This is a genomic window from Enterococcus sp. DIV1206 (assembly GCF_051712485.1).
Lineage (GTDB): Bacteria > Bacillota > Bacilli > Lactobacillales > Enterococcaceae > Enterococcus > Enterococcus faecalis.
On sequence record NZ_JBIOOZ010000001.1, the window covers coordinates 1,995,214 to 2,020,038 of the forward strand.

Annotated in this window: 21 protein-coding genes and 1 other annotated feature; of the genes, 7 read left to right on the plus strand and 14 right to left on the minus strand. The window is 38.3% G+C overall.

Going from position 1 to position 24,825, the window contains the following annotated elements; translation table 11 throughout:
• Positions 1-40 precede the first annotated feature (40 nt).
• Entirely contained in the window at positions 41-487 is a 447-nt protein-coding gene (locus IGK86_RS09715; RefSeq protein ID WP_002363716.1) for an NUDIX hydrolase, read from the minus strand.
• 148 nt (positions 488-635) lie between these two features.
• Between IGK86_RS09715 and gloA the strand changes: the two genes are divergently transcribed.
• Together gloA and IGK86_RS09725 are read left to right on the plus strand one after the other, a co-directional pair.
• On the plus strand, positions 636-1,010 hold the full coding sequence (gloA, locus tag IGK86_RS09720) for a lactoylglutathione lyase (RefSeq protein ID WP_002358003.1): 375 nt from the start codon (positions 636-638) through the stop codon (positions 1,008-1,010).
• Between the two features lie 142 nt (positions 1,011-1,152).
• A complete protein-coding gene (locus IGK86_RS09725) occupies positions 1,153-1,875 on the plus strand; it encodes a gamma-glutamyl-gamma-aminobutyrate hydrolase family protein (protein WP_002358005.1) in 723 nt (240 codons plus the stop codon).
• Between the two features lie 50 nt (positions 1,876-1,925).
• Here the strand turns inward: IGK86_RS09725 and IGK86_RS09730 are convergent, their stop codons facing one another.
• A complete protein-coding gene (locus IGK86_RS09730) occupies positions 1,926-2,798 on the minus strand; it encodes an aldo/keto reductase (RefSeq protein WP_002382129.1) in 873 nt (290 codons plus the stop codon).
• A 28-nt stretch (positions 2,799-2,826) separates the two neighbouring features.
• Entirely contained in the window at positions 2,827-3,189 is a 363-nt protein-coding gene (locus IGK86_RS09735) for a hypothetical protein (protein ID WP_016617192.1), read from the minus strand.
• Positions 3,190-3,358: 169 nt separating this feature from the next.
• On the opposite strand from IGK86_RS09735, the gene IGK86_RS09740 reads away from it, so the two are divergent.
• Positions 3,359-4,279 carry a mechanosensitive ion channel family protein gene (locus tag IGK86_RS09740; protein ID WP_002382128.1) on the plus strand — a complete coding sequence of 307 codons (921 nt, stop codon included), beginning with the start codon at positions 3,359-3,361 and terminating at the stop codon, positions 4,277-4,279.
• Between the two features lie 44 nt (positions 4,280-4,323).
• On the opposite strand, the gene IGK86_RS09745 is transcribed toward IGK86_RS09740, so the two are convergent.
• From IGK86_RS09745 to racE, 6 genes are all read right to left on the minus strand, one after another.
• On the minus strand, positions 4,324-5,493 hold the full coding sequence (locus IGK86_RS09745) for an N-acetyldiaminopimelate deacetylase (protein ID WP_002388919.1): 1,170 nt from the start codon (positions 5,491-5,493) through the stop codon (positions 4,324-4,326).
• Between the two features lie 36 nt (positions 5,494-5,529).
• Positions 5,530-6,231 carry a 2,3,4,5-tetrahydropyridine-2,6-dicarboxylate N-acetyltransferase gene (dapD, locus tag IGK86_RS09750; protein WP_002358012.1) on the minus strand — a complete coding sequence of 234 codons (702 nt, stop codon included), beginning with the start codon at positions 6,229-6,231 and terminating at the stop codon, positions 5,530-5,532.
• Between the two features lie 80 nt (positions 6,232-6,311).
• Complete coding sequence (gene cbpB / locus IGK86_RS09755) at positions 6,312-6,800, minus strand: cyclic-di-AMP-binding protein CbpB (RefSeq protein ID WP_002358013.1); 489 nt, start codon at positions 6,798-6,800, stop codon at positions 6,312-6,314.
• Between the two features lie 227 nt (positions 6,801-7,027).
• Positions 7,028-7,540 carry a metallophosphoesterase gene (locus IGK86_RS09760; RefSeq protein ID WP_002381991.1) on the minus strand — a complete coding sequence of 171 codons (513 nt, stop codon included), beginning with the start codon at positions 7,538-7,540 and terminating at the stop codon, positions 7,028-7,030.
• 12 nt (positions 7,541-7,552) lie between these two features.
• Positions 7,553-8,908, minus strand: a complete 1,356-nt coding sequence (gene rph / locus IGK86_RS09765; protein ID WP_002358026.1) for a ribonuclease PH — start codon at positions 8,906-8,908, stop codon at positions 7,553-7,555.
• On the minus strand, positions 8,901-9,728 hold the full coding sequence (gene racE / locus IGK86_RS09770) for a glutamate racemase (RefSeq protein WP_002358027.1): 828 nt from the start codon (positions 9,726-9,728) through the stop codon (positions 8,901-8,903). Before racE ends, rph begins: the two co-directional genes overlap by 8 nt.
• Before the next feature lie 264 nt (positions 9,729-9,992).
• Between racE and IGK86_RS09775 the strand changes: the two genes are divergently transcribed.
• The 4 genes from IGK86_RS09775 to IGK86_RS09790 are packed head-to-tail and all read left to right on the plus strand — an operon-like array spanning position 9,993 to position 13,022.
• Entirely contained in the window at positions 9,993-10,724 is a 732-nt protein-coding gene (locus IGK86_RS09775; RefSeq protein ID WP_002360585.1) for an amino acid ABC transporter ATP-binding protein, read from the plus strand.
• A gap of 34 nt (positions 10,725-10,758) precedes the next feature.
• Entirely contained in the window at positions 10,759-11,586 is an 828-nt protein-coding gene (locus IGK86_RS09780; protein WP_016617190.1) for a transporter substrate-binding domain-containing protein, read from the plus strand.
• A gap of 45 nt (positions 11,587-11,631) precedes the next feature.
• On the plus strand, positions 11,632-12,345 hold the full coding sequence (locus IGK86_RS09785) for an amino acid ABC transporter permease (RefSeq protein ID WP_002363695.1): 714 nt from the start codon (positions 11,632-11,634) through the stop codon (positions 12,343-12,345).
• Between the two features lie 11 nt (positions 12,346-12,356).
• A complete protein-coding gene (locus tag IGK86_RS09790; protein ID WP_002382114.1) occupies positions 12,357-13,022 on the plus strand; it encodes an amino acid ABC transporter permease in 666 nt (221 codons plus the stop codon).
• Positions 13,023-13,219: 197 nt separating this feature from the next.
• Here IGK86_RS09790 and pheT read toward each other — a convergent pair whose 3' ends face one another.
• From pheT to IGK86_RS09815, 5 genes are all read right to left on the minus strand, one after another.
• Positions 13,220-15,643: a phenylalanine--tRNA ligase subunit beta gene (gene pheT / locus IGK86_RS09795; protein WP_016617188.1), complete on the minus strand. Its 2,424-nt coding sequence runs from the start codon at positions 15,641-15,643 to the stop codon at positions 13,220-13,222.
• 7 nt (positions 15,644-15,650) lie between these two features.
• Positions 15,651-16,697, minus strand: coding sequence for a phenylalanine--tRNA ligase subunit alpha (gene pheS / locus IGK86_RS09800; protein ID WP_002358034.1), 1,047 nt, complete (start codon positions 16,695-16,697; stop codon positions 15,651-15,653).
• 56 nt (positions 16,698-16,753) lie between these two features.
• Positions 16,754-16,972 (minus strand) — a binding site (T-box leader).
• A gap of 43 nt (positions 16,973-17,015) precedes the next feature.
• Complete coding sequence (locus IGK86_RS09805; RefSeq protein WP_002358035.1) at positions 17,016-17,360, minus strand: winged helix-turn-helix transcriptional regulator; 345 nt, start codon at positions 17,358-17,360, stop codon at positions 17,016-17,018.
• Positions 17,361-17,429: 69 nt separating this feature from the next.
• Positions 17,430-21,224 (minus strand): helicase-exonuclease AddAB subunit AddA, encoded by a 3,795-nt coding sequence (gene addA / locus IGK86_RS09810; RefSeq protein ID WP_016617187.1) that lies wholly within the window; start codon positions 21,222-21,224, stop codon positions 17,430-17,432.
• Positions 21,217-24,807, minus strand: a complete 3,591-nt coding sequence (locus IGK86_RS09815) for a PD-(D/E)XK nuclease family protein (protein WP_016617186.1) — start codon at positions 24,805-24,807, stop codon at positions 21,217-21,219. The genes addA and IGK86_RS09815 overlap by 8 nt, the downstream gene beginning before the upstream one ends.
• Positions 24,808-24,825 lie beyond the last annotated feature (18 nt).

Consider the following 24,825-nt stretch of genomic DNA (forward strand, 5'->3'; position numbering starts at 1 on the left):
CCTCAATCTAATCAACATAGATTGAGGGTTATTCGTTATTTTATGATGCTGCCGCTAGCCATTTTTCAACGGCCCAGCGGTGGCTTCCTCTTTTTAATAAACGGACTGCTTCTTCTGGTGCAACCCAGTGTAAAGTATTGGTCCTTTCTAAGGGTTCGCTAAGTTGCCGCCAAGTATTCGCTACATAAAAATATCCAGGATTATAATAGGCCGTTTGGCGATGATTCGAATAAAAATATTCATCGGCTTCCCCTAAATAACGGCCAATTTCTACACTAATTCCTAATTCTTCTAGCACTTCTCGATGGATTGCTTCTTCTTTCGTTTCGGTGCCTTCAATTTCGCCTCCTGGTAAAAAATAAGCTCCATTTGGCGCTTGTACCAGAACCATTGTGTTATTTTCTGGCTTTGAAACAATAATGTATGCAGCATATCTTGTTTGATAGGTCAATGTCTCTTCTCTTTTTCCAAACGTTGGCGTTTTCATTGGCGCACCTCTTCTCTTTTCATCTATTTTACCTGAGAAATTCCTTTAGAACAAGTCAGAAACCAAGCGTTTTTCTCTACATTTCACGTTTATCTATGCTACTATTAACGTTGGAAATATAATTAAGTTTGAAAGGGAGTTTTTAACTATGAAAATGGCTCATACATGTGTGCGTGTAAAAGATTTAGAGGCATCATTAGATTTCTATCAAAAAGCCTTCAATTTTGAAGAAAGTCGCCGTCGTGATTTTCCAGAAAATAAATTTACTTTGGTTTATTTAACTTTACCAGGAGACGACTACGAACTAGAACTAACTTATAATTATGATCATGAAGCATACGATTTAGGCAACGGTTATGGTCATATCGCCATCAGTACAGATGATTTAGAAGGATTACACGAAAAACATCAAGCAGCTGGCTTAACTGTCACTGACTTAAAAGGCTTACCTGGAACTGCACCATCTTATTACTTTGTTGTCGACCCAGATGGTTATAAAATCGAAGTCATTCGTGAACGTTAAAAAGTTTCACTTGTTCACTTACTGAGTTTTTTGTGTTTGAGAGCTGTCCGAGACAAAACTTGTCTCGACTTCTTCTCAAACACTTTTTTCAAAAAAAGTGCTACAATAGAACGTATGAATTTATTGAGGATGTGATGTTATTATGACAAAAAAAATTATTGGAATCGCTGGCAATCAACTTTTGCAGGCAGCTGAAGTGTTTCACGGTAACCAAGTGACTTACACCCCACAAGGTTTTGTTAGCGCTGTTCAAGCCGCAGGTGGCGTTCCTCTCGTTTTGCCAATTGGCCCCAAAGAATTAGCCGCTACGTATATACAACAAATTGATAAACTACTTTTAGCAGGCGGTCAAGATGTTGCCCCTGAATTTTACGGACAAGAACCCCATATAAAATTAGAAGAAACGAATCGTGATCGTGACGAGTTTGAGTTAGCCCTAATTGAAGAAGCCTTAAAACAAAACAAACCTATTTTTGCGGTTTGTCGTGGAATGCAATTAGTCAATGTTGCTTTAGGTGGCACATTATATCAAGATTTATCGATGTATCCTCAATGGTCAGTTAAGCACGGACAACAACCCACTCAACCAATCTTTGCGACGCATCGTATTGATGTTGAACCAGACAGTCAATTATCAAACATATATGGTACAACTGGTCAAGTCAACTCGTACCATCACCAAGCACTACATACTTTAGGAAAAGATTTACGCGTTACTGCTTGGTCCTCTGATGGCCTTGCAGAAGCAGTGGAATCAACAAATGAACAGCAGCCTTTATTAGCTGTTCAATGGCATCCTGAACTAATGTACGCACGTGATGCCAAATCCCAAGCACTCTTTAACTACTTTGTTCAAAAATTATAGTAAAAACGGAGGGACGTCTTTCGCCCCTCCGTTTTTACTTGCTATCATACTTAAAAATCAAAATTATCTGGATCTGCACCAAAACGATGATCCTTATTTAACTGATTAATTGCGGTTATTTCTTCTGGTGTTAATTCAAAATCAAAGACAGCAAAATTTTCCTGAATTCTTTTTTCGTGAACAGATTTAGGAATCACGATAATATCATTTTGTAAGTGCCAACGAATAATCACTTGGGCCGCTGATTTACCATATTTTTCACCAATTTTCACTAGTACTGGTTCAGATAATAAATTACCTTGTCCTAGAGGAGACCAAGCCTCCACGGCAATCTTATTTTCGGCTAAATATTTTCGTAGCGGTTCTTGTGTTAACGTAGGATGTAATTCAATTTGATCCACCATTGGCACAACATTTGCTTCTGTTAATAAATCTTCCAAATGATGTTGATGAAAATTGGAAACGCCAATTGCTTTGGCACGACCACTTGCGTAAATTTCTTCTAATGCTTTCCATGATTCTTTATATTTACCAGCAACAGGCCAGTGAATTAAATATAAATCAACATAGTCTAACCCTAATTTTTCTAAGCTTTTATCAAATGCTTTAATCGCATTTTCATAGCCTTGATCTTCATTCCATAATTTCGTCGTCACGAAAATTTCTTCGCGGGGAATACCCGATTGACGAATGCCTTCGCCCACCCCTGCTTCGTTTTTATAAACGGCTGCCGTATCAATCAAGCGATAACCCGCTTCTAAAGCCCATTTTACTGAATTTGTTGCTTCTGAGCCATCTTCTACACGCCAAACGCCTAAACCTAGGCGTGGCATTTCATTGCCGTTTGCTAATTTTTTTGTTTTATCCAAAGTCATGTGTTTCTTCAGTCCCTTCATTTTCATTACTTTTAGTATACTACGCATTCTTCTTTCACGAAACAATCACGACTTGTCAGGTCATTTTCTTTATTTTTAATAAATAACGACGCCAATAGGTCAGCACTCCGATTAGTGCCACGACTACAATTGCCCGACCGCTAACGCTTCCAATCCACAGTTTAACTGCAAGTAACCAGATACAAAAGAGATAAACACAGGACCAATTAAAGGAAACTTTCAATGTACATGATTCCGCAACTTCGATTATCTGACTACTAAAAAAACGACTTCCTAATCGTAAAGCGACTGGATTATGGAAGATGAATGTTCGTCGCTTGTCAGCCGTCAAGCGAGTGGCACATCGTTCATCAATAAAAATTGTTACAGGTAATTTAGAAAGTAAATCATTTTTTGCCCATTCAATTGAAACTTTCACGCAGCACTCACAACCTTTAACAAAATTATAAAATATATTATTTATTTACAAAATTATAACATTCCTAAAAAAACATGTTAAGTCTTTAAAAAAACTTTCTATTTTCTTCCCCTTTCGCCGAGAGATTTAGTATACTAAAAGAAGAAATTTTAGAGAAAGTTGGATTTTTATGTTGATACTTGGTTTAGCCAGTACTGAAACAGTCGATTCTTCTGCTCCTGATTTAGCAGAAGCGACCGTAAAAAAAGTGAGCGCGCTACAACGCTTTTGGAACAATATTAATTGGGATGCCATTGTCGCTACCTTAATTGAAAAAAGTTTATCAATTTTATTTTTAATTTTTCTATTTTTTATTATTCAGCGAATCGGGAAATATTTAATTGATCGCACCTATGCAAATTATAGTAAAAAGCAACATTTTAGTGAAAGCCGTTTAAAAACGTTACACACTTTAATTATTAATGCATTTCAATATACGCTGTTCTTTTTCTTCATCTATTCTCTTTTGACCATTGTCGGTGTGCCTGTTGGCTCATTATTAGCCGGAGCGGGAATTGCCGGTGTTGCCATTGGTTTAGGGGCTCAAGGATTCATGAATGACTTAATTACCGGATTTTTCATTATTTTAGAACAACAAATGGATGTAGGCGATTATATTCGCTTATTGGCGTTAAATATTGAAGGAACAGTTACTTCTGTCGGATTACGAACCACTCAAATTAAAGCGGTTGATGGAACTGTTCATTTTATTCCAAACCGAAACATCACCACAATCAGTAACCTGTCTCGTGCCAATATGCAAGTGTTAATTGATGTCCGCATCAATCCTGAAGAAGGTTATGAAAAAATTTGTGAAGTGATTACAGAAGTCAATGAAACGTTAAAAGAAAAGTATATCGAAAGTATTCAAACTGGGCCAGATATTTTTGGTATGGTTGATTTAGGCAATGGCAACTTTGCGGTGCGAACGACCATGTATGTACTAAACGGCAAACAATTTGCGGTCAAAGAAGAATTTCTAGCTCAATATATCAAAGCATTAACAGAGGCCGGTTTTACGATTCCCAATACGCCCATTATTGCAAAATAAAAAACAGCCACCAGATATTTATTAGTTATCTGGTGGCTGTTTTTCTAATTGTCCAATGATTTTAAAAACCCACTAACTGCCTCCACTCCAAACAATAACGCCTCTTCGTTCGGTTCAAACTTGGCAGAATGAAGGCTATAAGGACTTGCCACGCCTAACCAAAACATCGTGCCTGGGACTTTAGACAATAGATAGCCAAAATCTTCACCTGTCATTGCAACCGGTGCTTGTTGAAATTGAACTGTTGCTTGTTTGCTCATGTATTCAATCAAATTCGTGGTACATGCTGGCTCATTCACTACAGGTAAATACCCTTTTTGATCAAGATGAACAGTTACTTCACATTGAAAAGATTGCGCAATACCTTCACTAATTTCGCGAATTCTTCGCTGCGTTTGTTCATTCGTTTCTGCTGTCAATGTGCGAATTGTACCAGATAAAGTTGCTTCTTCGGCAATCACATTGCAGGCAGTCCCTGCATGAAAAGTCCCAAAAGTAACGACTGCCCCGACCACAGGATCAACATTTCGACTAACGATCGTTTGCGCTTGCTGAATTAAATTTGTGGCCGCCAAGACCATATCATTTGCTTGATGCGGAAAAGCCGCATGTCCACCTTTTCCTTTTAAGGTAATGTTCACTTCACAAGTGGCAGCAAACAATGTCCCTACTCTGGTACTAATAGTTCCGACTGGCAAATCAGGATTAACATGAAGCGCATAAAATTCATCAGGTAACCACTCACCAAACGCATGGTCTTCATACATCAACATCCCCCCTGCTTCATTTTCTTCAGCAGGTTGAAATAAAAATAAAAAGTTATTGTCTGGTTGCTGTTGACTTAATTCTTTCAAAACCCCTAAACCGATTGTCATGTGAAAATCGTGCCCACAGGCATGCATAAACCCTGGTCGTTTTGATTGAAAAGCAGAAACCACTTCCTCTTGAATAGGCAAACCATCAATATCAGCACGCCAGCCGATGGTTTTCTGAGGATTTTTGCCTTCTATGAAGACTAAAATCCCCGTTTGCCATGTTCGAACTTGCAGATAAGGTTGCTTCATTTTATCAATTTCATTAAGTAAAAAGGCTTGTGTTTCCTTTTCTTCTAGACCGATTTCAGGTATTTGATGTAGTTGCCGTCTAATCGCAATTAATTCTTCTTGCTCCACAAAAGCCACTCCTTCATTTTTGGGGTAATCGAAAGCCGCCATGAAGAAGTTTCTTCATCGCGACTGACTAATTTATTTTTAGAGTTTACGTAATTCTTCTAAAATCTCTGTTTTACTCTTGGTTTTATCATCAATTTGTTTAATTACTTTTGCTGGCACGCCTGCGACAACGGTATGCGCTGGAACGTCTTCCACAACTACTGCCCCAGCAGCCACAACGGCACCTTCACCAACACGAACCCCTTCTAGTACGACCGCATTCGCTCCAATGACAACCTCGTTTTCAATAACCACAGGTGCGGCACTTGGGGGTTCAATGACACCAGCTAAAACCGTTCCCGCGCCAATATGACAATGTTTTCCTACAGTTGCACGACCGCCCAAAACAGCGCCCATATCAATCATAGTCCCTGCACCAACGACGGCGCCAATATTTAGAATAGCCCCCATCATAATCACCGCTTGATCGCCAATTTCAACTTTTTCGCGAATCAAAGCACCTGGTTCAATCCGAGCATTAATGTCTTTCAGATCAAGAAAAGGAATTGCTGAGTTACGTGCATCGTTTTCTACAACATAATCCTCAATTTTTTCTTTGTTTGCTTCTAAAAAAGGTTTTACGTCAGCCCAATCGCCAAACAGTGTCCCAGTTTTACAATTATTAAAGACCTTAATTGTTTCCGGAAACGTGACTTCTTTTAATTGCCCTTTCAGTGTTACTTTAACAGGCGTTTGCTTTTTGGCATCGCCAATATACTGAATAATCTCATATGCGTCCAATCACAGCACTCCTTTACTTCGTGTTATCATACAGAATAACGCATTTATGAGAAAAAAGTAAAGAGTTTCTTGTGTTTTATTTAAATTACTTTCATTTCTTCTTCTGATTTAGGCAGAACAAGATGATGTTTTTCTAATTCATGCGCCATATGATTGACCGCTTTTAAAATTTCTTTGCGTGTAATGATACCTTTAAAGCGTTGATTATCATCAACCACTGGTAAAAAAGAAGCATCTACTAATAAATGTAACACTTCTTCTAAATCCCACGATTCACCAATTACAGGAACATTGACTTCCATTACATCGGCCACAGTAAATTCATTCAATTTTTCAAAATCCACTGAAGTCAAATCAAACATTTTATCTACAACGTCTGTCAAGCCGATTAAGCCAACAAAGCGATCTCCCTTATCTAACACAGGAATCTTGGAATAGCGAACTTGCGATAAGACTAATGCCGCGTGACTTAAAGGATTTAAACACATTACATTGGCGACATTTTCGGCAGGTACTAAAAACGTTTCTTGTTTTTCTAATAATAATTCTTTTACAGCAGTCCCTATCATGATTGGGTTGCCTCCATTTCTAATTCTTTAACACGTAACTTATTGTACCTAATTCTGCGAAAAAAGTCTTGGAATTCGCAAATTCTTCATAACTTAACAAACGAAAATTAACGTTTTGTTCTATTCTCCCCAAAAAAAGAGAACGCTTTCTTAAAAAAATAAAAAATTGATAGTAGAACATTCCCTCGCTGGCTTATGTTCTACTATCAGGTAAAAAATCGACTTTTTTACTTCGTAAACGTTGCCTTTAATCGTTCCAACGGTTGGTGCTCTTTGTTATAGTACTGAACGAGATATTGTTCAGGTGTACTTTCAATTATGGCATATGTTTTCTCTTGAACTGGTCCACGAGGTAAACGAATACTTCCCGGATTAACAAAGAGAATGTTATTGTGTCGCTCTGCGCCGAGTACATGAGTGTGACCAAATAAGGCAATTGTCGCTCCTGCTTCTTCCGCTTGTAAAGCAAGTGTCGTGAGCCCCATTCTAACATTGGCCAAATGACCATGTGTCATATAAATAACTTGATCACCCACTTTTTTAGTCACAGTTTTGGGAAATTCATCATAAAAATCACAATTTCCTTGGACTACAATTAATTTCTGCCAAAGTTCATCTGTCGGTTCTAATTCAGAATCACCACAGTGAAAGAGTGCATCGACTTGTCCTTCATAATGATTCACTAAGTCAACTAAACAGTCACGGTCGCCATGATTATCGCTTACTACCAAGATTTTCATACGTTTCAACTCCTATTTTTTTAGCCATTCTTCCCATTGTTCTTTTAATTTTGCCACTGCTTGTCCACGATGACTAACTTTATTTTTCTCTTCTCCAGACAATTCAGCTGCCGTTTTACCAAGCTCTGGGACATAGAAAAGTGAATCGTACCCAAAGCCTCCTTCACCACGAGGAATCGTGCCGACTTCTCCGGGCCATTCAGCTTCGACCACCAGACTTTCTTTCTTTGGTTCAGCAAAAACCAATGTACAATGGAAACGCGCTTGTCTTTTTTCTTTTGGCACGCCCGTTAACTCATGCAATAGTTTCGCATTATTTGAAGCATCGTTAGTTGGTTCACCAGCAAAACGAGCAGAATAGATTCCTGGCATTCCCCCTAACGCATCAACAATTAATCCTGAATCATCTGCTAATACTGGTTTCTGTAAAATTTCTGCAATTGTTTCAGCTTTTAGACGAGCATTTTCTTCAAATGTTCGACCAGTTTCTTCTACATCTGGCAAATTCGGATAATCTAATAACGTCTTAACTGTATATCCTTTTTCACCAAAAATTGAACTAAACTCTTTCGCTTTACCAGGATTTCTAGTTGCAATGACAATCACTTTCTCTTCTGAATCTTGCGAAGGGACTTCTTCAGAGGCTAAAGCATAAAGCGCTTCTTTCTGATACGCAATTAATTCCTCAATCCCTGTTTTTCCATAAAAGAGCATGGCATTTAACTCATCTCCTGAGAAGGTAGCTTCTTCACCCGTTCCTTGAATTTCCACAAATTCACCAGACTCGGTCATCACGATGTTCATATCCACTGCAGCATTCGAGTCCTCTGCGTAATCTAAGTCCAGCACACAATAACCATCGGGTAAAATACCCACGCTGACAGCAGCTAAATGCTCTTTAATTGGGTCTTCCGCTAGCGCACCAGTCATCAATAAATGATTAACTGCTAAGCGTAGAGCAACAAAAGCGCCTGTAATACTAGCAGTACGGGTTCCACCATCTGCTTGAATCACATCACAATCGACAACAATGCTCCGTTCCCCTAACTTTTCTAAGTCAACAACAGCTCGCAATGACCGCCCAATCAAACGTTGAATTTCCATTGTTCGCCCTGTTAATTTTCCTTTCGCACTTTCCCGAATATTTCTTGTGTTCGTCGCACGAGGGAGCATGCTATATTCAGCTGCTACCCAACCTGTTCCCGCGCCTCGTAAAAATGGGGGAACCTTTTCTTCGACAGTGGCTGAGCAAATTACTTTTGTATCGCCAAACGAAATAACCACCGAACCTTCTGGATGTTTAAAAACATTGGTTTCAATAGTGATCTTTCGCAATTCTTTTGGTGCACGACTATCATGTCTAATCATTTTCGTTTCCTCCTAAGTGAATCTGTTGTGCTTTTAAGTTCTCTATACCAAGCCAACTGCTTGCAATCTCTTCAAACATTTTTGCAGAACCAGTTGTATAAAATTCATGGGGCTGTGTAGGAGCTTCAGGCGTATGTGCAATGTCAAAATAATCGAGAAGCATGCTAACTTCGCCAACTGTTTCGGCTCCTGAGTCAATTAATGTCACATGACTTCCCATCACATTTTGAATCACCGGACGTAACAACGGGTAATGGGTACAACCTAAAATCAACGTATCAAGTCCTTTTAATTGTAATGCTTGAAGTGTTTCTGCCACAATTTTTTTTGCTACGGAAGAACGATATTGATTACTTTCAACAATGGGGACAAATTTAGGGCAAGCTAAACTAGTCACCTCAATTGCTGGTGCCTTACTTTTAATGGCGATTTCATAGGAAGCACTTTTGATTGTCCCTAAGGTACCTATGACACCAATTTTGTTATTTTTTGTGACTTTAACGGCTGCTCGTGCGCCAGGTAAAATAACACCGACAACTGGAATTGGCAAGGCAGCTTTAATTTCTTCTAATGCGACAGCCGTCGCGGTATTACATGCGATTACTAGCATTTTTATTCGTTTTTTCAATAAAAAATCGGCCATTTCCCAAGTAAACTGAACGACTTGTTCGGCTGGTCGTGGACCATATGGGCAACGGGCTGTATCTCCTAAATAAATTAATCGTTCATTTGGTAATTGTTTTAGCGCTTCCTTTAAAACAGTTAATCCACCAACGCCAGAATCAATTAATCCAATGGCTTCTTGATTGCTCATTCTCATCCTACCTTTGCCTTTTATTCACTGCCTTTATTTTCTACTTTTTAAGGACTATTGTCAATTTTTCCTGTTTTGCTCTCATTTATTTCTTTTTTTGAAGGAAATCTTTTTCGATTAAAAAACTAGTAATTCATTTTTTTGTATGTTATAATTCCTAACATTGAGAATACAATTAGAAATACATTTGGTTAATTTAATTTAAATAACATGTTTCTCACCGAATCCTCTGTTATCTTTTCTACCAAATGATTGCAAAGGAGACTGCCTATGATTTCTTTAGAACATGTAAATAAGTATTTTGGGGAGCATCACGTTTTAAAAGATATTACTTTGAATGTAGAACAAGGAGAAAAAATTGTCATTATCGGACCCTCTGGCTCTGGCAAAAGTACATTAATTCGGTGTATGAACCAATTGGAAAAAGTCAATGATGGTTCCGTCGTAATTGATAACATTGACATCACCAAACCGAAAGCACCGATTCAAAAGGTTCGCCAGAAAGTTGCCATGGTCTTTCAAAATTTTAACTTATATGCTCATAAAACGATTATTGATAATTTAACGTTAGCACCGATTAAAGTGATGGGCGTTTCCAAAGACGAAGCGGTTCGTACTGGCATGGAGTATTTAGAACGAGTCGGTTTGGCTGATAAAGCTTCTGCTTATCCTTCGCAGCTTTCTGGCGGGCAGCAACAACGGGTCGCTATTGCTCGTGCCTTAAATATGCATCCTGAGATTATCCTTTTTGATGAACCGACTTCGGCACTTGATCCAGAAATGATTCAAGAAGTTTTAGATGTAATGGTCGATCTTTCCAAACAAAATATTACCATGGTTTGTGTCACACATGAGATGGGCTTTGCTCGTCAAGTGGCTGACCGTGTAATCTTCATGGACCAAGGACAGATTATTGAACAAGGAACACCTGAACATTTCTTTACAAGCACTGAAAACCCTCGTGCAAAAGAATTTCTAAGCAAAATTATTCATAACGGGTAATGAATAAAAAAACAAAAAATTGGAGGAATGAACAATGAAAAAACAAAATAAATGGCTAGCTGGACTCTCCTTACTTGTATTAGCAGGCATCATTGTGGGCTGTGGTAGCGGCAACAATGACTCAACTTCCAAAAGTGCTTCATCAAACAAAACGGTCACAGTAGAACAATTAAAAAAAGCGGGGAAAATTAAAGTAGGTGTCAAAGAAGACATTCCTAATTTTGGCTATATGAATCCTGATACAAACAAAAATGAAGGAATGGAACCAGATATTGCACGCTTGATTGCGAAAGAAATTACCGGCAGCGAAGAGAATGTGGAATTTGTGGGCGTGACAGCGAAAACGCGCGGTCCCCTTTTAGACAATGGTGAACTAGATATGGTAATTGCTACATTTACAATTACTGATGAACGTAAAAAGACTTATAATTTTACAACTCCTTATTATACAGATGAGATTGGTTTCCTTGTGCGCAAAGAGGATAACTTCTCCAGCATGAAAGATTTAGACGGAAAAACAATCGGCGTTGCACAATCTGCTACGACAAAAGAAAACTTAGAGAAAAAAGCGCAAGAGGAAGGAATCAAATTTACTTATCAAGAATTAGGTTCTTATCCAGAATTAAAAACAGCGTTAACTTCTAAACGAATTGATGCATTTTCAGTGGATAAATCAATCCTATCTGGCTATGTGGATGGCAAGACAGAAATTTTAAAAGATGGTTTTTCGCCACAAGAATATGGAATTACCACAAAGAAAGCAAATACTGAATTAAATGATTATCTAAATGGTTTAATTGAAAAATGGGAAAAAAATGGCACACTAGAAAAAATTTATCAAGACTGGGGCTTAAAAAATTAATCATTCCTAAGACTTGAAGAATCAAAAATTTTAGGAGGGATTTTTATGTTTTTGTTAGCCAATATTTCCTGGCTTGAAGAAGGGCCATTTGCCTTATATCGTTGGGAAGCTTTATTTCAAGATTGGCGAATTTTTGGTCAGGCATTTCTCTATACTATTCTGCTTTCTTTAGGAGCGATTTTAGTTGCCTTTGCTTTAGGCATTTTCTTTGGCAGTTTATCAGCGACCAAAAGTAAACTTTTACACGCAATTAGTCGTGTCTATGTAGAATTTTTTCAAAACACACCTTTGTTGATTCAATTTATCGTAGTCTATTATGGCTTTCCTCTGCTAAGCCCACTGCTTTCATTTTCTATTACTACGATTGCCATTCTGTGTGTAGGCCTCTACCATGGCGCCTACATTTCTGAAGTGGTTCGCTCAGGAATCGGAGCTGTCCCAAGAGGGCAATTTGAAGCGGCTTACTCCCAAGGATTAACGTATGGTCAAACGATGCGGTATGTGATTTTACCACAAGCATGGCGGATTATGTTACCGCCTTTAACCAATCAAGTAGTGAACCTAATTAAAAATACGTCAACAGTTGCCATTATTTCTGGCGCAGACGTAATGTTTGCTGCCAATAGTTGGTCGTCTGTCAACTTGAACTATATTCCCGCCTTTGCGCTCGCTGGTTTCTTATATTTCATTCTTTGCTTCCCATTAGCGAATTTGGCTAGAAAAATGGAAGAAAAAAATAAGAAAGCATATAGTAGATAGGAGGAAAACAGATGCCTTTTTCAGAAGAAATGCGTCAATTACTGACAGCAAATAATTTTCAATTTCTATTTAACGGCTTAAAATTGACGCTCTATATTTCCTTCGTCTCAATTATTTTGAGTACGATTTTTGGCACCATTCTAGCCGTTTTGCGAAATCAAACCCATGGACCACTGAAGTTACTTGCCAGTATTTATGTAGAAGTGGTGCGTAATATTCCAAACTTATTGTGGATTTATGTTATTTTTTTGATTTTCAAAATCAAATCCACACCTGCTGGAATTGTGAGTTTTACTGTGTTTACTACCGCTGCTTTAGCGGAAATTATTCGTGGTGGTTTAAATGGGGTCGATAAAGGCCAAATTGAAGCGGCGCGTTCTCAAGGGTTTTCAAATTGGCAAATTCTTTATCATATTGTTTTGCCTCAAGCCATTCGCAATGTTTTACCAGCGATCGTTTCTCAGTTTGTTACTGTCATCAAGGATACAAGTTTCTTGTATTCCGTAATTGCTTTACAAGAACTCTTTGGCAAATCTTATATCTTAATGGGGCGCTACGCACAAACAGGACAAGTATTCACTATTTACGGAATAGTCGCCCTTATTTATTTCATTATTAACTTTAGTATCTCACAATTTTCACGTTGGCTTTCACGAAATTGGGCGAAAAGTTATTAATGTAGTTAAAAACAGGAGGCTGAGACAAAAGTGTTTAGCTCCAAGAAATAAGAAGGAATTTCCGAAAATTGTTCTTTAATTTTTGGATAATTTCGGCTTATTTCCGAAGGAGCTGCTTTTGTTCAGCTGATTATCTTAAGATTTAGAAAGTGGGGCATAAGTCATTTCGACTTATGCCCCACTTTCCTGTTTTTATTTTATCTTACTTCTACTTGATGTTTTTCAATTAGCGCTTTTTCAACTTTTTCCATTGAACGGTTAATTTCTTCATCCACTAATGTCGCTTCTGCATTAACGAAAGTTAAACTATATGCCATTGATTTTTTGCCAGCGCCTAGTTTTTCACCTTGATATACATCAAATAAATGAATCTCTTTCAAATATTTACTTGCGTTATCTGAAATAGTTTTAACTAGTTCTTGATTGGTAACTGTTTCATCGACTAATAAAGCAATATCTCGAGAAACTGCTGGGAATTTAGACACTGCTTCATAAGTAACCCCGCCTGCTTCTGTAGCTACTAATTGTTGCAAGTTTAATTCAGCAACATATGTTTCAGGAATATCGTACGCTTTTGCTGTCGTTGGGTGAACTTGTCCGACAAAACCAACCACTTCATCTTCTAAATAAATCCATGCTGTCCGGCCTGGATGCATTTCTGGAATCGCCGTTGTCGCTTGATAACTGATTTTTTCTGTTAATCCTAAAACAGCTACAATACTTTCCACTAAGCCTTTTACTGTATAAAAATCAACGGCTGTTGCTTTTGTTTGCCAATCTTTAACCATTGTATTACCAGTTAAAGCAAGTGCTAAGTGATTTTCTTCTGTAGGTAAATTTTTTGTTGGATCTTCTGTTTGGTAGAAAACGCGTCCTACTTCGTAGAAGGCGATATTATTATTTTTACGCGCCACATTGTATGCGACATCATCTAATAAACCAGAAATTAAGTTCATACGTAACACAGAACGCTCTTCACTCATTGGCCATTGCAAACGTGTTGTTTGACTTTCTTTCATCATAAATTGACGGGATTTTTCTTCTGTTGTCAACGCATAGCTGATGGCTTCACTCGTACCATGACCTTCCAGTAAGCTCTTTAATTGGCGCGTAACATGTTGTGCTTTGGTTAGACTTCCAGCAACTGTTTCTCCACTTGGCAATGTTGAAGGTAAATGATCATATCCATAAATGCGGGCCACTTCTTCAATAATATCTGCTTCAATCGCAATATCCCAACGTCTTGGTGGAATCGTAATTTCATAGGCGCCTTGATTTACTTCATAAGCAAAACCGAGTGCTTCAAAAATTTCATTCACCGTTGCTTCATCTAATGCAGTGCCTAAATATTGGTTGATTCGTTCTAAAGTCACAGCTACCTGTGCTTCTTTAACGGCCACTTCAGAACCAACTGCAGTGCCTGAGACCACTGTTCCGTTGGCTAACTCTGCAATCATCGCGGCTGCCACATCACAAGCTAGCCCAACTGTCGCTTGGTTGATACCTTTTTCAAATCTACTTGAAGATTCACTCCGTAAATTGAATTGTTTAGACGTTTTGCGAATAGACAATGGATTGAACAATGCCGCTTCTAAAGCCACAGTTGTTGTTTCTTGACTGATTTCAGAATTAGCCCCACCCATTACACCGGCTAAGCCGACAGGCGTTTTTCCATTCGTAATGACGATATTTTCTTCTGTTAATTGACGTGTTTCACCATCTAATGTAATTAGTTCTTCTGCTGCTGTTGCTCGACGAACCAAGATTTCTTTACTATCTAATTTTTGGTAATCAAATGCATGCAATGGTTGACCAAATAATAATAAAATATAATTTGTCACGTCCACCACATTGTTAATCGGACGGATTCCTTCATTCATCAATCGATTTTGCAACCACTGAGGACTTTCTGCAATCGTCACATCTTTAATAACACGAATTTGATACGCTGGCGCATCTTGTGAATCTTCAACAGTTACTGTTACGTAATTTTCCACGTTATCTGAAGCATCTTCTTTGAGTTCGGGATCATTAAACTGAGGCGTTTGACGATAAATTGCGCCAACTTCATAGGCTACCCCTCTCATACTTAGTGCATCTGCACGGTTTGGTGTAATTGATAATTCAATAATCGCATCATCCATGTCTAAATAAGGGAAAACAGGTGTCCCATTCACTGCTTCTTGAGGTAAATAATAAATTCCTTCAGCGTAGGCTTTTGGTACGACATTATCTGAATATCCTAGCTCTTCTAACGAACAAATCATTCCGTTAGAAACTTCGCCACGCATTTTACCTTTTTTAATTTTTTGATTTCCTGCAATTCTTGAACCAGGTAACGCTACGATGACTTTAATTCCTGCTTTTACATTTGGTGCTCCACAAACAATTTGTGACAATTCTTCTTCACCGATGTCTACTTGGCAAATTGATAAGTGGTCAGAGTTTGGGTGAGGAACACATTCTTTTACTTCACCGACAACAATTTTCTTTAAGCCTTCTTCAGGTACAGCAACGCCCTCAACTTCGATACCTGTCACAGACATTTTGTCCGCTAATTCTTGCGGAGTAACGTTTGAAAGATTAACATATTCATTTAACCATTTATAAGAAACTAACATTTTTCAACTACTCCTTTACCTTGAATTGATTTAAGAAACGTAAATCATTTTGATAAAAATTACGGATATCATTTACACCATAACGTAACATAGCAACGCGATCTGGTCCTAAGCCAAAGGCAAAGCCTGAGTACTCTGTTGGATCAATCCCTGACATTTGTAACACATCTGGATGAACCATCCCCGCACCTAAAATTTCAATCCAACCTGTATGTTTGCAGACGTTACAACCTGCGCCGCCACATTTAAAACAGCTAACATCTACTTCGACTGAAGGTTCTGTAAAAGGGAAATAGCTAGGACGTAAACGAATTTTACGATCTTCACCAAACATTTTTTTCATCATGACTTCTAACGTCCCTTTTAAATCACCCATTGTGACATTTTTATCGACAACAAGGCCTTCAATCTGATGGAATTGGTGACTATGTGTCGCATCATCTGTATCACGACGGAATACTTTCCCAGGAGAAATCATTCGTAATGCACCTTTTGAAAAATCGTGTTTTTCCATTGTTCGAGCTTGAACTGGTGAAGTATGCGTACGAATTAACATCTCATCTGAAATATAAAACGTATCTTGCATGTCGCGTGCCGGATGATCTTTTGGTAGATTCATGCGTTCGAAATTATAGTGATCCGATTCTACTTCGTATCCTTCCACTACTTGATAACCCATGCCTAAGAAAATATCTTCAATCTCTTCCATAACTTGTGTCAAAATATGACGTGTACCTTGAGGCATTTGTTTCCCAGGTAAAGTTACATCTAAACTTTCTTCTTTTAGTGCCGCATTTAACGCTTCGTTTTCTAAAACAACTTTGCGCGCTTCAATTGCTTCTGTTAATAAATCACGAATTTCATTTGCAAAGCCCCCCACCACTGGTCGTTCTTCTGGTGAAAGGTTTTTCATGCCTCTTAATACTTCGGTGATTGGCCCTTTTTTTCCTAATGTTTCTACGCGAATTTGGTTTAATTCTTTTAAAGTAGCAACTTGTGCGATTTCTTTGAGCGTATTGTCTCTAAGAGCTTCTAATTGCGCTTGTAATGTCATTATGCGTTCCCCTCTATCTTTTATTTAAACTAAAAAAAACGATAACCCATTCCTTTCAAAGGAACGAGCTATCGTGTTACCATCCTAATTCATAACAAATTGTTGTCATGCACTCATTTCATTTAACGGCAATTACCGGTTTGCTTTCTTCTTGAAAACAAACAAACTCAGGAAGTGAATTTCGCTTGGTGACTGTGTAAATCAGCTTCCAGTCTCTGGCTGACTCTCCCTAAAACACGTCAATTCAAACTACTTGTTTCCATCACTGTTTTTTTAGTTATTTAATTACGTTTAGTTTACAAGAAGTTTTGCTTGCGGTCAACTGCATTCTTCGTCTTTTACCCATTTTTCTGCCCAATGTTGAATTTGTTCCATTGCTAATTGCAAGTCTTCGCCTTTTTCGGTCAGGAAATATTCTAAGCGATTTCCTTCACCGCAACGAACAGCTTTGGTGATAATTCCTTCAGCTTCTAGTTCCTTCAATCGCTCTACTAAGACACGATCACTTAACATTGGAATTTTTTCTTTTAATTCGCCAAAACGTTGAGGACCTCGTTCTAATAAAACATCAATAATTAAACCATTCCATTTTTTACCAAGTATTGAAAATGATTTTTCAAATTTGGGACAAAGTACAAACGATTCTGTTTTTACTTTTTCCATCTTCCTCACCTCTTCAATGAGTATAGCACATTCCTTACAAAATGTAAGTGTTTCTGCTTCTAATTTTTTCTACTTTATAAAATCTACAACATTTCCTGTCTGCATGTCAATAATTACTCCTCCATTTAATAAAATTAAATAGACGTGCGACACCTCTTTATGCGTTGCCTCTTGTAGTGCTCTACGATAAAGATTCATCTGTCCGCGATACCGTTCGACAATTTCAGAAATCGCTTGGGGAGAGGTGCTTTTTACATGATCGGTTTTATAGTCATACAAAATGCATTGATTGTCTAATTCGATATAGCCATCAATAATCCCATGAATTAATAAATCATCTTGTGTCGTTTCTGGATAATTTTGAATGAGCTCTTCTGCTTCAATCAGCATAGAAAAAGGTTGTTCCCTTCTAACGGTTTGATGGTGTTGAATCAATTGTTTTCCTAAGGCGGTGTCAAAGAAGGCCACGATTTGTTCCAGATTCATTTTTTCAGCAATTGCTGGTAAAATCAATTTATTTTCCACTAAGCGTTCTTGAACAGCTCGCACTTCCTCGTAAGAAGGTTGCTTACTTAAATCAATTAGTTGTAATAAATAATGGGTTGCTGTCCCAATTTCAGCTGCTGAGGGCGCTTGAACCGTATCTAAAAATTTAGGCTTACTTAAATCTCCTTCAATCATTCGATTGACAATCAACGGTTGCGCTTGAATAGTATTGTCTTCCCGAACCTCAATTTTACCAATTTCTTTGTTATCGGGGTCATCAAATACTCGCTTGATTTCAGAAACAGACTGATAACTGGTGGTCCGAGTAGCCACTTCAAACGGATAATTGAAACTTAACCGTGCAAGACCACGATTGATTTTGTCAGCAGATAATTGCGCTTTTTCGGCTAAATCCTCTGCTTGTCTTTCTGGCAATTGTAATTGCTGAATGGCTGCTCGTAGTTGTTCTTCGTTGAACCACTGAATATGAAAGTTAGCTGGGTGCTTTTTGACTTGCGGAACGTTACTTACTACTACTTCTTGCTGATATTCATCGGCTTTTTGATGGCGTACCAATGTCATCCCAACCCAATTCATTAAACTACTTTTACTTTGCAAGCGATTTTCAGCTGGTAGCACCAGTGTTTCTACATCGCCAACTTTCAGCCACTCTTTCCACATTGCGGCTTGGTCTTTATAGGAGCCTACCAGAAAAAGTTTCTGTTCTGCACGTGTCAACGCCACATATAACTTCCGCATTTCTTCGGATAGTAATTTTCTCAATCGTACTTGTTTAATCGCCAAAAATGGTAAAGTATCGTACATAACTCGTTCTTCAGGTTGTAAATAACGAATGCCTACCCCTAAATTTTCTTCAAAGATATAGCGTTCATTCAAATCACTGACATTAAATTCTTTGGTCATATCTAAAACGAATACCACCGGAAATTCTAACCCTTTACTAGCGTGAATCGTCATGACGCGTACGGCATTCTCTTCACTTAAAACGACTGGTTCCGCTAAATCTTTGTCTTTTTCTTGCATTTTTTCGATGAAGCGAACAAATTGAAATAATCCGCGAAAGGTTGTTTTTTCATACGCCGCGGCCCGATCGACCAACGCATATAAATTGGCTTGGCGTTGTTTGCCAACAGGCAACCCGCCAACATAATCAAGATAGGCCGTTTCCCGATAAATTGTCCACAGCAAGTTGCTAAGCTGGTTGCGTCGAGCCTGTTCCCGCCATTTTTCTAATGATTCAGCAAAACGTATAGTTTTTTCCTGAACAACTGCTTCCTCCATGGTTGGTTCCATCTTTTGATTAAACGTTAAAAATGCTTCGTAGTAACTGGTTTCCTTATTAGCCAAACGAATAAGCACTAATTCGTTTTCTTTTAATCCAACAATTGGTGAACGTAACACAGCTGCCAAAGGAATGTCTTGATAGGGATTATCAATCAATTGAAGCAAGGCAATCATTGTACGAATTTCCGTTGCTTGGAAATAATTTTGAGCATCATTGACTTGAACTGGAATTTCTAATGATTTAAAAACATCTAAAATAGTTAAATTATTTTTCTTTGTAGGCGTTAATAAGACAATATCTTGATAAGTAATCGGTCGATCCGTTTTCAGCTTTTTATCATAAATTAAGAAATTTTGGTCAATTAATTCACGAATTTTCAAAGCAGTAACGTAAAGTTCCCCTTCTGTCTTATCTTCAATCAACAACTCAGAGGATTGTAATTCTGGAAATTCAACTGATTCTGTTGCTTTTTTTTCATAAATTAGCAATTCAGTTGAATAATCAGCCGCCTCCGAAAATTGATCAAAACCATGAACCAAAGCGGCTGACTCATCGTAAGCAATTTGGCCCACTCGCTCATCCATTAATTGACTAAATACTAAATTCGTAAAGTCTAAAACGTCTTTGCGGGAACGAAAATTTTCAGCTAGAATAATTCGTTTGCCCTCTTTGCCTTGCCCATACTGATTGTATTTTTCAATAAACAATGTAGGATCTGCCAAGCGGAAAGAATAAATAGACTGTTTCACATCTCCTACCATAAAAAGGTTTCCTTCTGTGCTAAGCGGACGGCGCAACCAATACAAAATAGATTCTTGTAATTGATTGATATCTTGGTATTCATCGACTAACACTTCATCAAATTTTTCGCGATAGTAAAGAGAGGCTTCTGATGCTTGCCAGCCATCTGCCTGATTTTTCGCTAAAATAGCTAACGTATAATGTTCTAAATCGTTAAAATCCACTAAATTTTTAAGCCGTTTTTCTGCGCCATAGGCCTCCATAAATTGTTTCCCCACGTGAGCCATTTCTTGAACAATGGGCGTGGCCTCTTTCAAGACTTGTTTCATGGCATCTGGAGAAAGTGTAAACAGTTGCTTTTTCAAATCATTTAACGCTTTTTTATTTTGTTCTCGTAACTGTTTGGCTTGTTCCGCGGTTGGTTTCAACTCTTCGGCACGAACCGTTGGGTAGCGGTCAAAGCTCAACAATTCAGTCAAATTATAGGCGCTCTCTAAATCATTTCTCTCTAAAAATTGTAAAAATTGTTTTGTTTGTTCCTTTTCATTTTGAGCTAAATACCAAATCTTTTGAAGTTTCTCTTCGCCTTCTGTTAAGGTCACCATTTCTTCGTAACGCTGAAGAGTTCGTTGTAACGTCTCAACAGCTAGCGGTTTTAAATACGTCTGAAATAACGTTGATTCGCCTAGCTGATCCCCTACTTCGTAGGCTTGTGTTAAGCCATTAATCCACGCCTCTGGATCAGGATTGGCTTTGGCAAATTCATAAAAAGAAAAAATTAAGTTAGTGAGTCCGTCATCACTACGATCATTGGAAAAATTCGCTGTTAATTGGTAAAATTCTTCTTGATTTTCCGCATAAAATTGTTCACGTAATGCATCCCAAACATCTTCTTTTAATAACAATGTTTCTGTTTCATCTGTTAACATCCGAAAAACTGGATCTATGTCAATTAAATAATAAAAACGACGAATAACAGTTAAACAAAAGGCATGTAACGTGCTGATATTGGCTGTTGGCAAAAGAGCAATTTGACGAGAAAAATGCCGTCTTCTTTCTGGATCTTGTTCTTCATTCATTGCCTTTTGTAAAGCCACTTGGATACGTTCTTTCATCTCACGGGCGGCGGCTTCAGTGTACGTCACAATCAAGAGACGATCGATATCGACGCCGCTTTTGACTTTTTCAATGACACGGCGGACTAAAACGGTGGTTTTTCCTGAGCCAGCCGAAGCAGAAACTAAGATATTTTCATCGCCATCAAACACCGCTTGCCATTGACTGTCGGTGAATTGCTCATTGGCTGGACGTAGTGGAATTGTTTTACTCATCTTCGGTTGCTCCTTCCTCATCTTTGTTTAACAAGCGCGCCATAATTTCCTCTTTGGATAAATTCTCAATACGATGATAATTATTTTCTTTTAGCATCACATCAAAATCACAGACACTTCGAAACGGACAATAGCGACAAGCAATCCGTTCCTTGCCTTGATAAGCGGGATTAAGTTGAACTTCGCCGCCAATAATTTGATTCCCCGCTTCAATAAATTTATTTCGGTTATGGGAAAGCAACGCGCCTAATTCTGGTTCTGTCACAAATTTATCTTCTTGGCGACGACCAGGTTTAATTTGTTCTTTGGCGGATTCTTCAATCGGAAACAGCAACGAACTTTGTTTAGCTTGCAGACTCGTATCTAAATGATCCAATAAATCTGGGTCTTTCATCAAAAGACCATCAAACTGATATTTTTTAAGCATTTGTTGTTCAATGTCGTCTTTGCCTTCATAAGATAACGTAGGATTGTGTACATGCAGATAAAGTGAGCCAGCAGGTTTAGCTTCTTGACCAACTAATTGCACAGCATCCATTAAAGCCACATCCAAGTACGTCAGCATTTGCATGGCTAAGCCGTAATACGCTTCTGTCATATTAAATTTACGGTGACTCGATTTATAATCAATCACACCTAAATAGGTTGATTCGGGGGTAACCAATTGATCAATCCGGTCGATTTTTCCCCGAACATGAATTTTCCCTTGATTTTTTAATGGTAATTCCAAACCAGAAATTCCTTTTTTAGCGGCAATTTGGCCAAATAACACTTCCGTTTGAACAGTCGTCATGCCACTTCGTTGGCTTTGGCGTTTCAGCGCCCAACTGACTTTTTTAATTGTTTGACTCAATTGATAGCGAATATAGTTCATGCGACTAGAGGTCGTTAATACAGAAAAACGCGCATACCCTAAAATACTATTTAGCACTTCCTCCGCCAATAAATTGACTTCCTGATCGGTTAATTCAGATAAGTTCCGTTGATTCATAATCAATAATTTAAAGAACTGATCCAATGCTTCATGGAAAAATTCCCCTGTAGCTGCTGGCGAAAGCCCAAAGACATCTCTTTCTTTCAAACGTAAGCCATAGCGAGAAAAGTATTGATATTGACACCGATAAAAACTCTCCATCCGAGAAACGGATGTATAAATATCTTTACCATATAAAGGTTCTGCTAAGACCTCATCAATCTTTTCAGGAATATTTTGATGCGTTAAACTTTCGAAAACTTGCTTGGCTAGCGGCGCAATTGATTGGTTCATTAGCGCTTTTTCCATATTTAACCAGAAAGGCAACAATCCTTCTTGTGTTTCTTTCCGTTGTCTTTTCAAACGCGTTAATTCACCGATTAACGTCCGATACGTACTAATATGGGCTAAACTGGTCGTTTCATCATCGAAAATGGTTGTTTCATTTTTTTCAAAAACGGGCAAGTTTAAATCTTTTTGGATATTTTTAAAATAAGGAGACGGTTTGACTTCTTGAGCGGTGTCTTTAACACTTGGATAGGTTAAATATAACCGTTCTCGCGCTGAAGAAAAGACGAGATACGCAACAAACGGTTCTTGCGCAATTTTGCGCCCAGTTGTCCCACGTAAATATTGGTTTTCCGTTAACGTATCATTGATTGTCTGACGTTCTTCATCAGACAATAGTGTTTTATTTTCAATCTTTTGTGGAAAAATTTCTTCCGTCATCCCAATAGCAAAAGTAACCTTGGCAGCGCCAGGTCGAGTTAAATCCATCGCGCGAACTTGTACTTGGTCAATCGCTGTCGGCACTTTACTATAGTGCAAACCTTCCAAGCCACTAACAAATATTTCTTGAAACGTTGTAAAATCAAACGAACTTTCTCCGTAAACAGTGACGTATTCATCTAGTAACGACATCAATGCATCCCAAGTCTGTTCATGGTTACGAGCTGTTTCTAGTTGACCTGCTTCGATAGCTTGTAAGCGCCACATTTTTAATTGTGTTGCCACACCACTTTGCAGTAAAAAGTGATAGAAGACGGTCGCTGCTTCCAAACCAGTTTTGGCACTTATCATTGCTTGAAAGTAACTAGGTAGCAGCCGTTGAAGCGATTGACGAATCGCATTTGACTCTTCTTCCATCGTAGCGACATCTTCTTGCTCTTCCGCTTCAAAATCATACCGAATAAATTCCCAATCTTTTTCTTGCGACCAATAATAACCTTCATAGCCGTATGCCAGGACTACATTTTCGGTAATATCAACTTTTCTGCGCCAAGCGTTCCGTTGGTTTAACCAATCAGTCAAGCTTTCTTCAGAAGTAGCGAGTTGATTCATTGGCATAAATAATTCCGTTCTCAAAAAACGGAGCACATCGCGATAACGATAATTGTACGAATGAATAGCAAATAAAGATTCAATCCATTCGACTAAAGGATGCCGATCCATAGCCATATCTCGGTCGACATAAACAGGAATCTCGTGTTCCGCAAAAATCGGTTCTAATAAATTTTCATAACAATCTAAATCACGAGTCAACACCTGAATTTCTTTGTACCGATACCCTTCTTCCACCACTAAACGGCGAATTTCAGTTGCAACATGTGTTAATTCTTCTTTAACGTTTTCAGCACGCCACAGAAATAAGCCATCGCCTCTCCAGTCAGTTGTGCTTAATGGATGCAGGTGCTCTTGCGATTGAATCCAATAATCATTTAATCCTTGCAAGTCTGGGTTTGTAATTAATACCTCTTTCTTTTCCACATAATCTGAAAGAATCGGAATTTGCTTCTGTCTTGCTAATTGATAAAGCTGATGGTAGGTTTGCCCCGCTTCATAAAATAACGACCGCGGATCAGGTAAGTCATGCGGATATTGTTTGTCCAATAAAAGGGCTACTTTCACAGAACCTGCTTGCGCCATTAGTACTTCAATCAACTTTAATTCTCTGGCAGTAAACTGCTGATAGCCTGAAATAACGAATTGGACATTCGACAAATCAACCGTTTGTAAATACTCACTTAAATGTTGAATAATCTCCGCTGATTCATAGCCATACTGACTCATTTGCAATTGGAATCGCGTAAAAATTAACGTTAAATCTTGAAACTTAAGTTGTAAATCTTGTCCTTTAGGGTTCTCCGTTTGTTTTTCTAAAAATGGATAAAGCTCCGCAATCTCAATATTGCCTTCGCGCATTTCTTGATAAAGCTGAAATAGTTGCTGAATAAAGCCAGGCTTGTTAATTTCACCTCTAAAAATTTGTAACTCTTCTTCTGCTTCTACTAAAATTTTGCGGAAAATCATCGCAGCGCCTGCATCAGATAAAACATCTGCCGAGTAAAAAGGTGTATGTTGTAAATAGTACCAAGCCAAACGGTAAAAACTAAAAACCTGCAGACGGGTACTGGTTATTGAATCAGACGTAGTTGTCTGTAATTGACGTAACTTTTGCAAGACTTGAATTTCTTGCTCAAACTTAATATGGTTCGGGACTAAATAGAATACTTCATGCTGTGCGTCTTCCTCTAGCCATTGTTTTGTCGCCTGTATAAGTGGCGCTTCTAAATCTGCCACAGCGGTTCCTCTAATAAACTGCACACTCATGGTTTCACATCCTTTTCC

Excerpts from the sequence above, each read along its gene's own strand:
- IGK86_RS09815 (WP_016617186.1), bottom strand. The coding sequence starts at position 24,807 with ATGAGTGTGCAGTTTATTAGAGGAACCGCTGTGGCAGATTTAGAAGCG.
- racE (WP_002358027.1), bottom strand. The coding sequence starts at position 9,728 with ATGAGAATGAGCAATCAAGAAGCCATTGGATTAATTGATTCTGGCGTT.
- IGK86_RS09715 (WP_002363716.1), bottom strand. The coding sequence starts at position 487 with ATGAAAACGCCAACGTTTGGAAAAAGAGAAGAGACATTGACCTATCAA.
- pheS (WP_002358034.1), bottom strand. The coding sequence starts at position 16,697 with ATGACATTACAAGCGCAATTAGAAGCTCTTAGAGACAATACGCTCAAA.
- IGK86_RS09730 (WP_002382129.1), bottom strand. The coding sequence starts at position 2,798 with ATGCGTAGTATACTAAAAGTAATGAAAATGAAGGGACTGAAGAAACAC.
- addA (WP_016617187.1), bottom strand. The coding sequence starts at position 21,224 with ATGAGTAAAACAATTCCACTACGTCCAGCCAATGAGCAATTCACCGAC.
- IGK86_RS09785 (WP_002363695.1), top strand. The coding sequence starts at position 11,632 with ATGTTTTTGTTAGCCAATATTTCCTGGCTTGAAGAAGGGCCATTTGCC.
- IGK86_RS09780 (WP_016617190.1), top strand. The coding sequence starts at position 10,759 with ATGAAAAAACAAAATAAATGGCTAGCTGGACTCTCCTTACTTGTATTA.
- cbpB (WP_002358013.1), bottom strand. The coding sequence starts at position 6,800 with ATGATAGGGACTGCTGTAAAAGAATTATTATTAGAAAAACAAGAAACG.
- IGK86_RS09740 (WP_002382128.1), top strand. The coding sequence starts at position 3,359 with ATGTTGATACTTGGTTTAGCCAGTACTGAAACAGTCGATTCTTCTGCT.
- IGK86_RS09790 (WP_002382114.1), top strand. The coding sequence starts at position 12,357 with ATGCCTTTTTCAGAAGAAATGCGTCAATTACTGACAGCAAATAATTTT.
- IGK86_RS09760 (WP_002381991.1), bottom strand. The coding sequence starts at position 7,540 with ATGAAAATCTTGGTAGTAAGCGATAATCATGGCGACCGTGACTGTTTA.
- rph (WP_002358026.1), bottom strand. The coding sequence starts at position 8,908 with ATGATTAGACATGATAGTCGTGCACCAAAAGAATTGCGAAAGATCACT.
- IGK86_RS09725 (WP_002358005.1), top strand. The coding sequence starts at position 1,153 with ATGACAAAAAAAATTATTGGAATCGCTGGCAATCAACTTTTGCAGGCA.
- pheT (WP_016617188.1), bottom strand. The coding sequence starts at position 15,643 with ATGTTAGTTTCTTATAAATGGTTAAATGAATATGTTAATCTTTCAAAC.
- IGK86_RS09805 (WP_002358035.1), bottom strand. The coding sequence starts at position 17,360 with ATGGAAAAAGTAAAAACAGAATCGTTTGTACTTTGTCCCAAATTTGAA.
- gloA (WP_002358003.1), top strand. The coding sequence starts at position 636 with ATGAAAATGGCTCATACATGTGTGCGTGTAAAAGATTTAGAGGCATCA.
- IGK86_RS09745 (WP_002388919.1), bottom strand. The coding sequence starts at position 5,493 with ATGGCGGCTTTCGATTACCCCAAAAATGAAGGAGTGGCTTTTGTGGAG.
- IGK86_RS09775 (WP_002360585.1), top strand. The coding sequence starts at position 9,993 with ATGATTTCTTTAGAACATGTAAATAAGTATTTTGGGGAGCATCACGTT.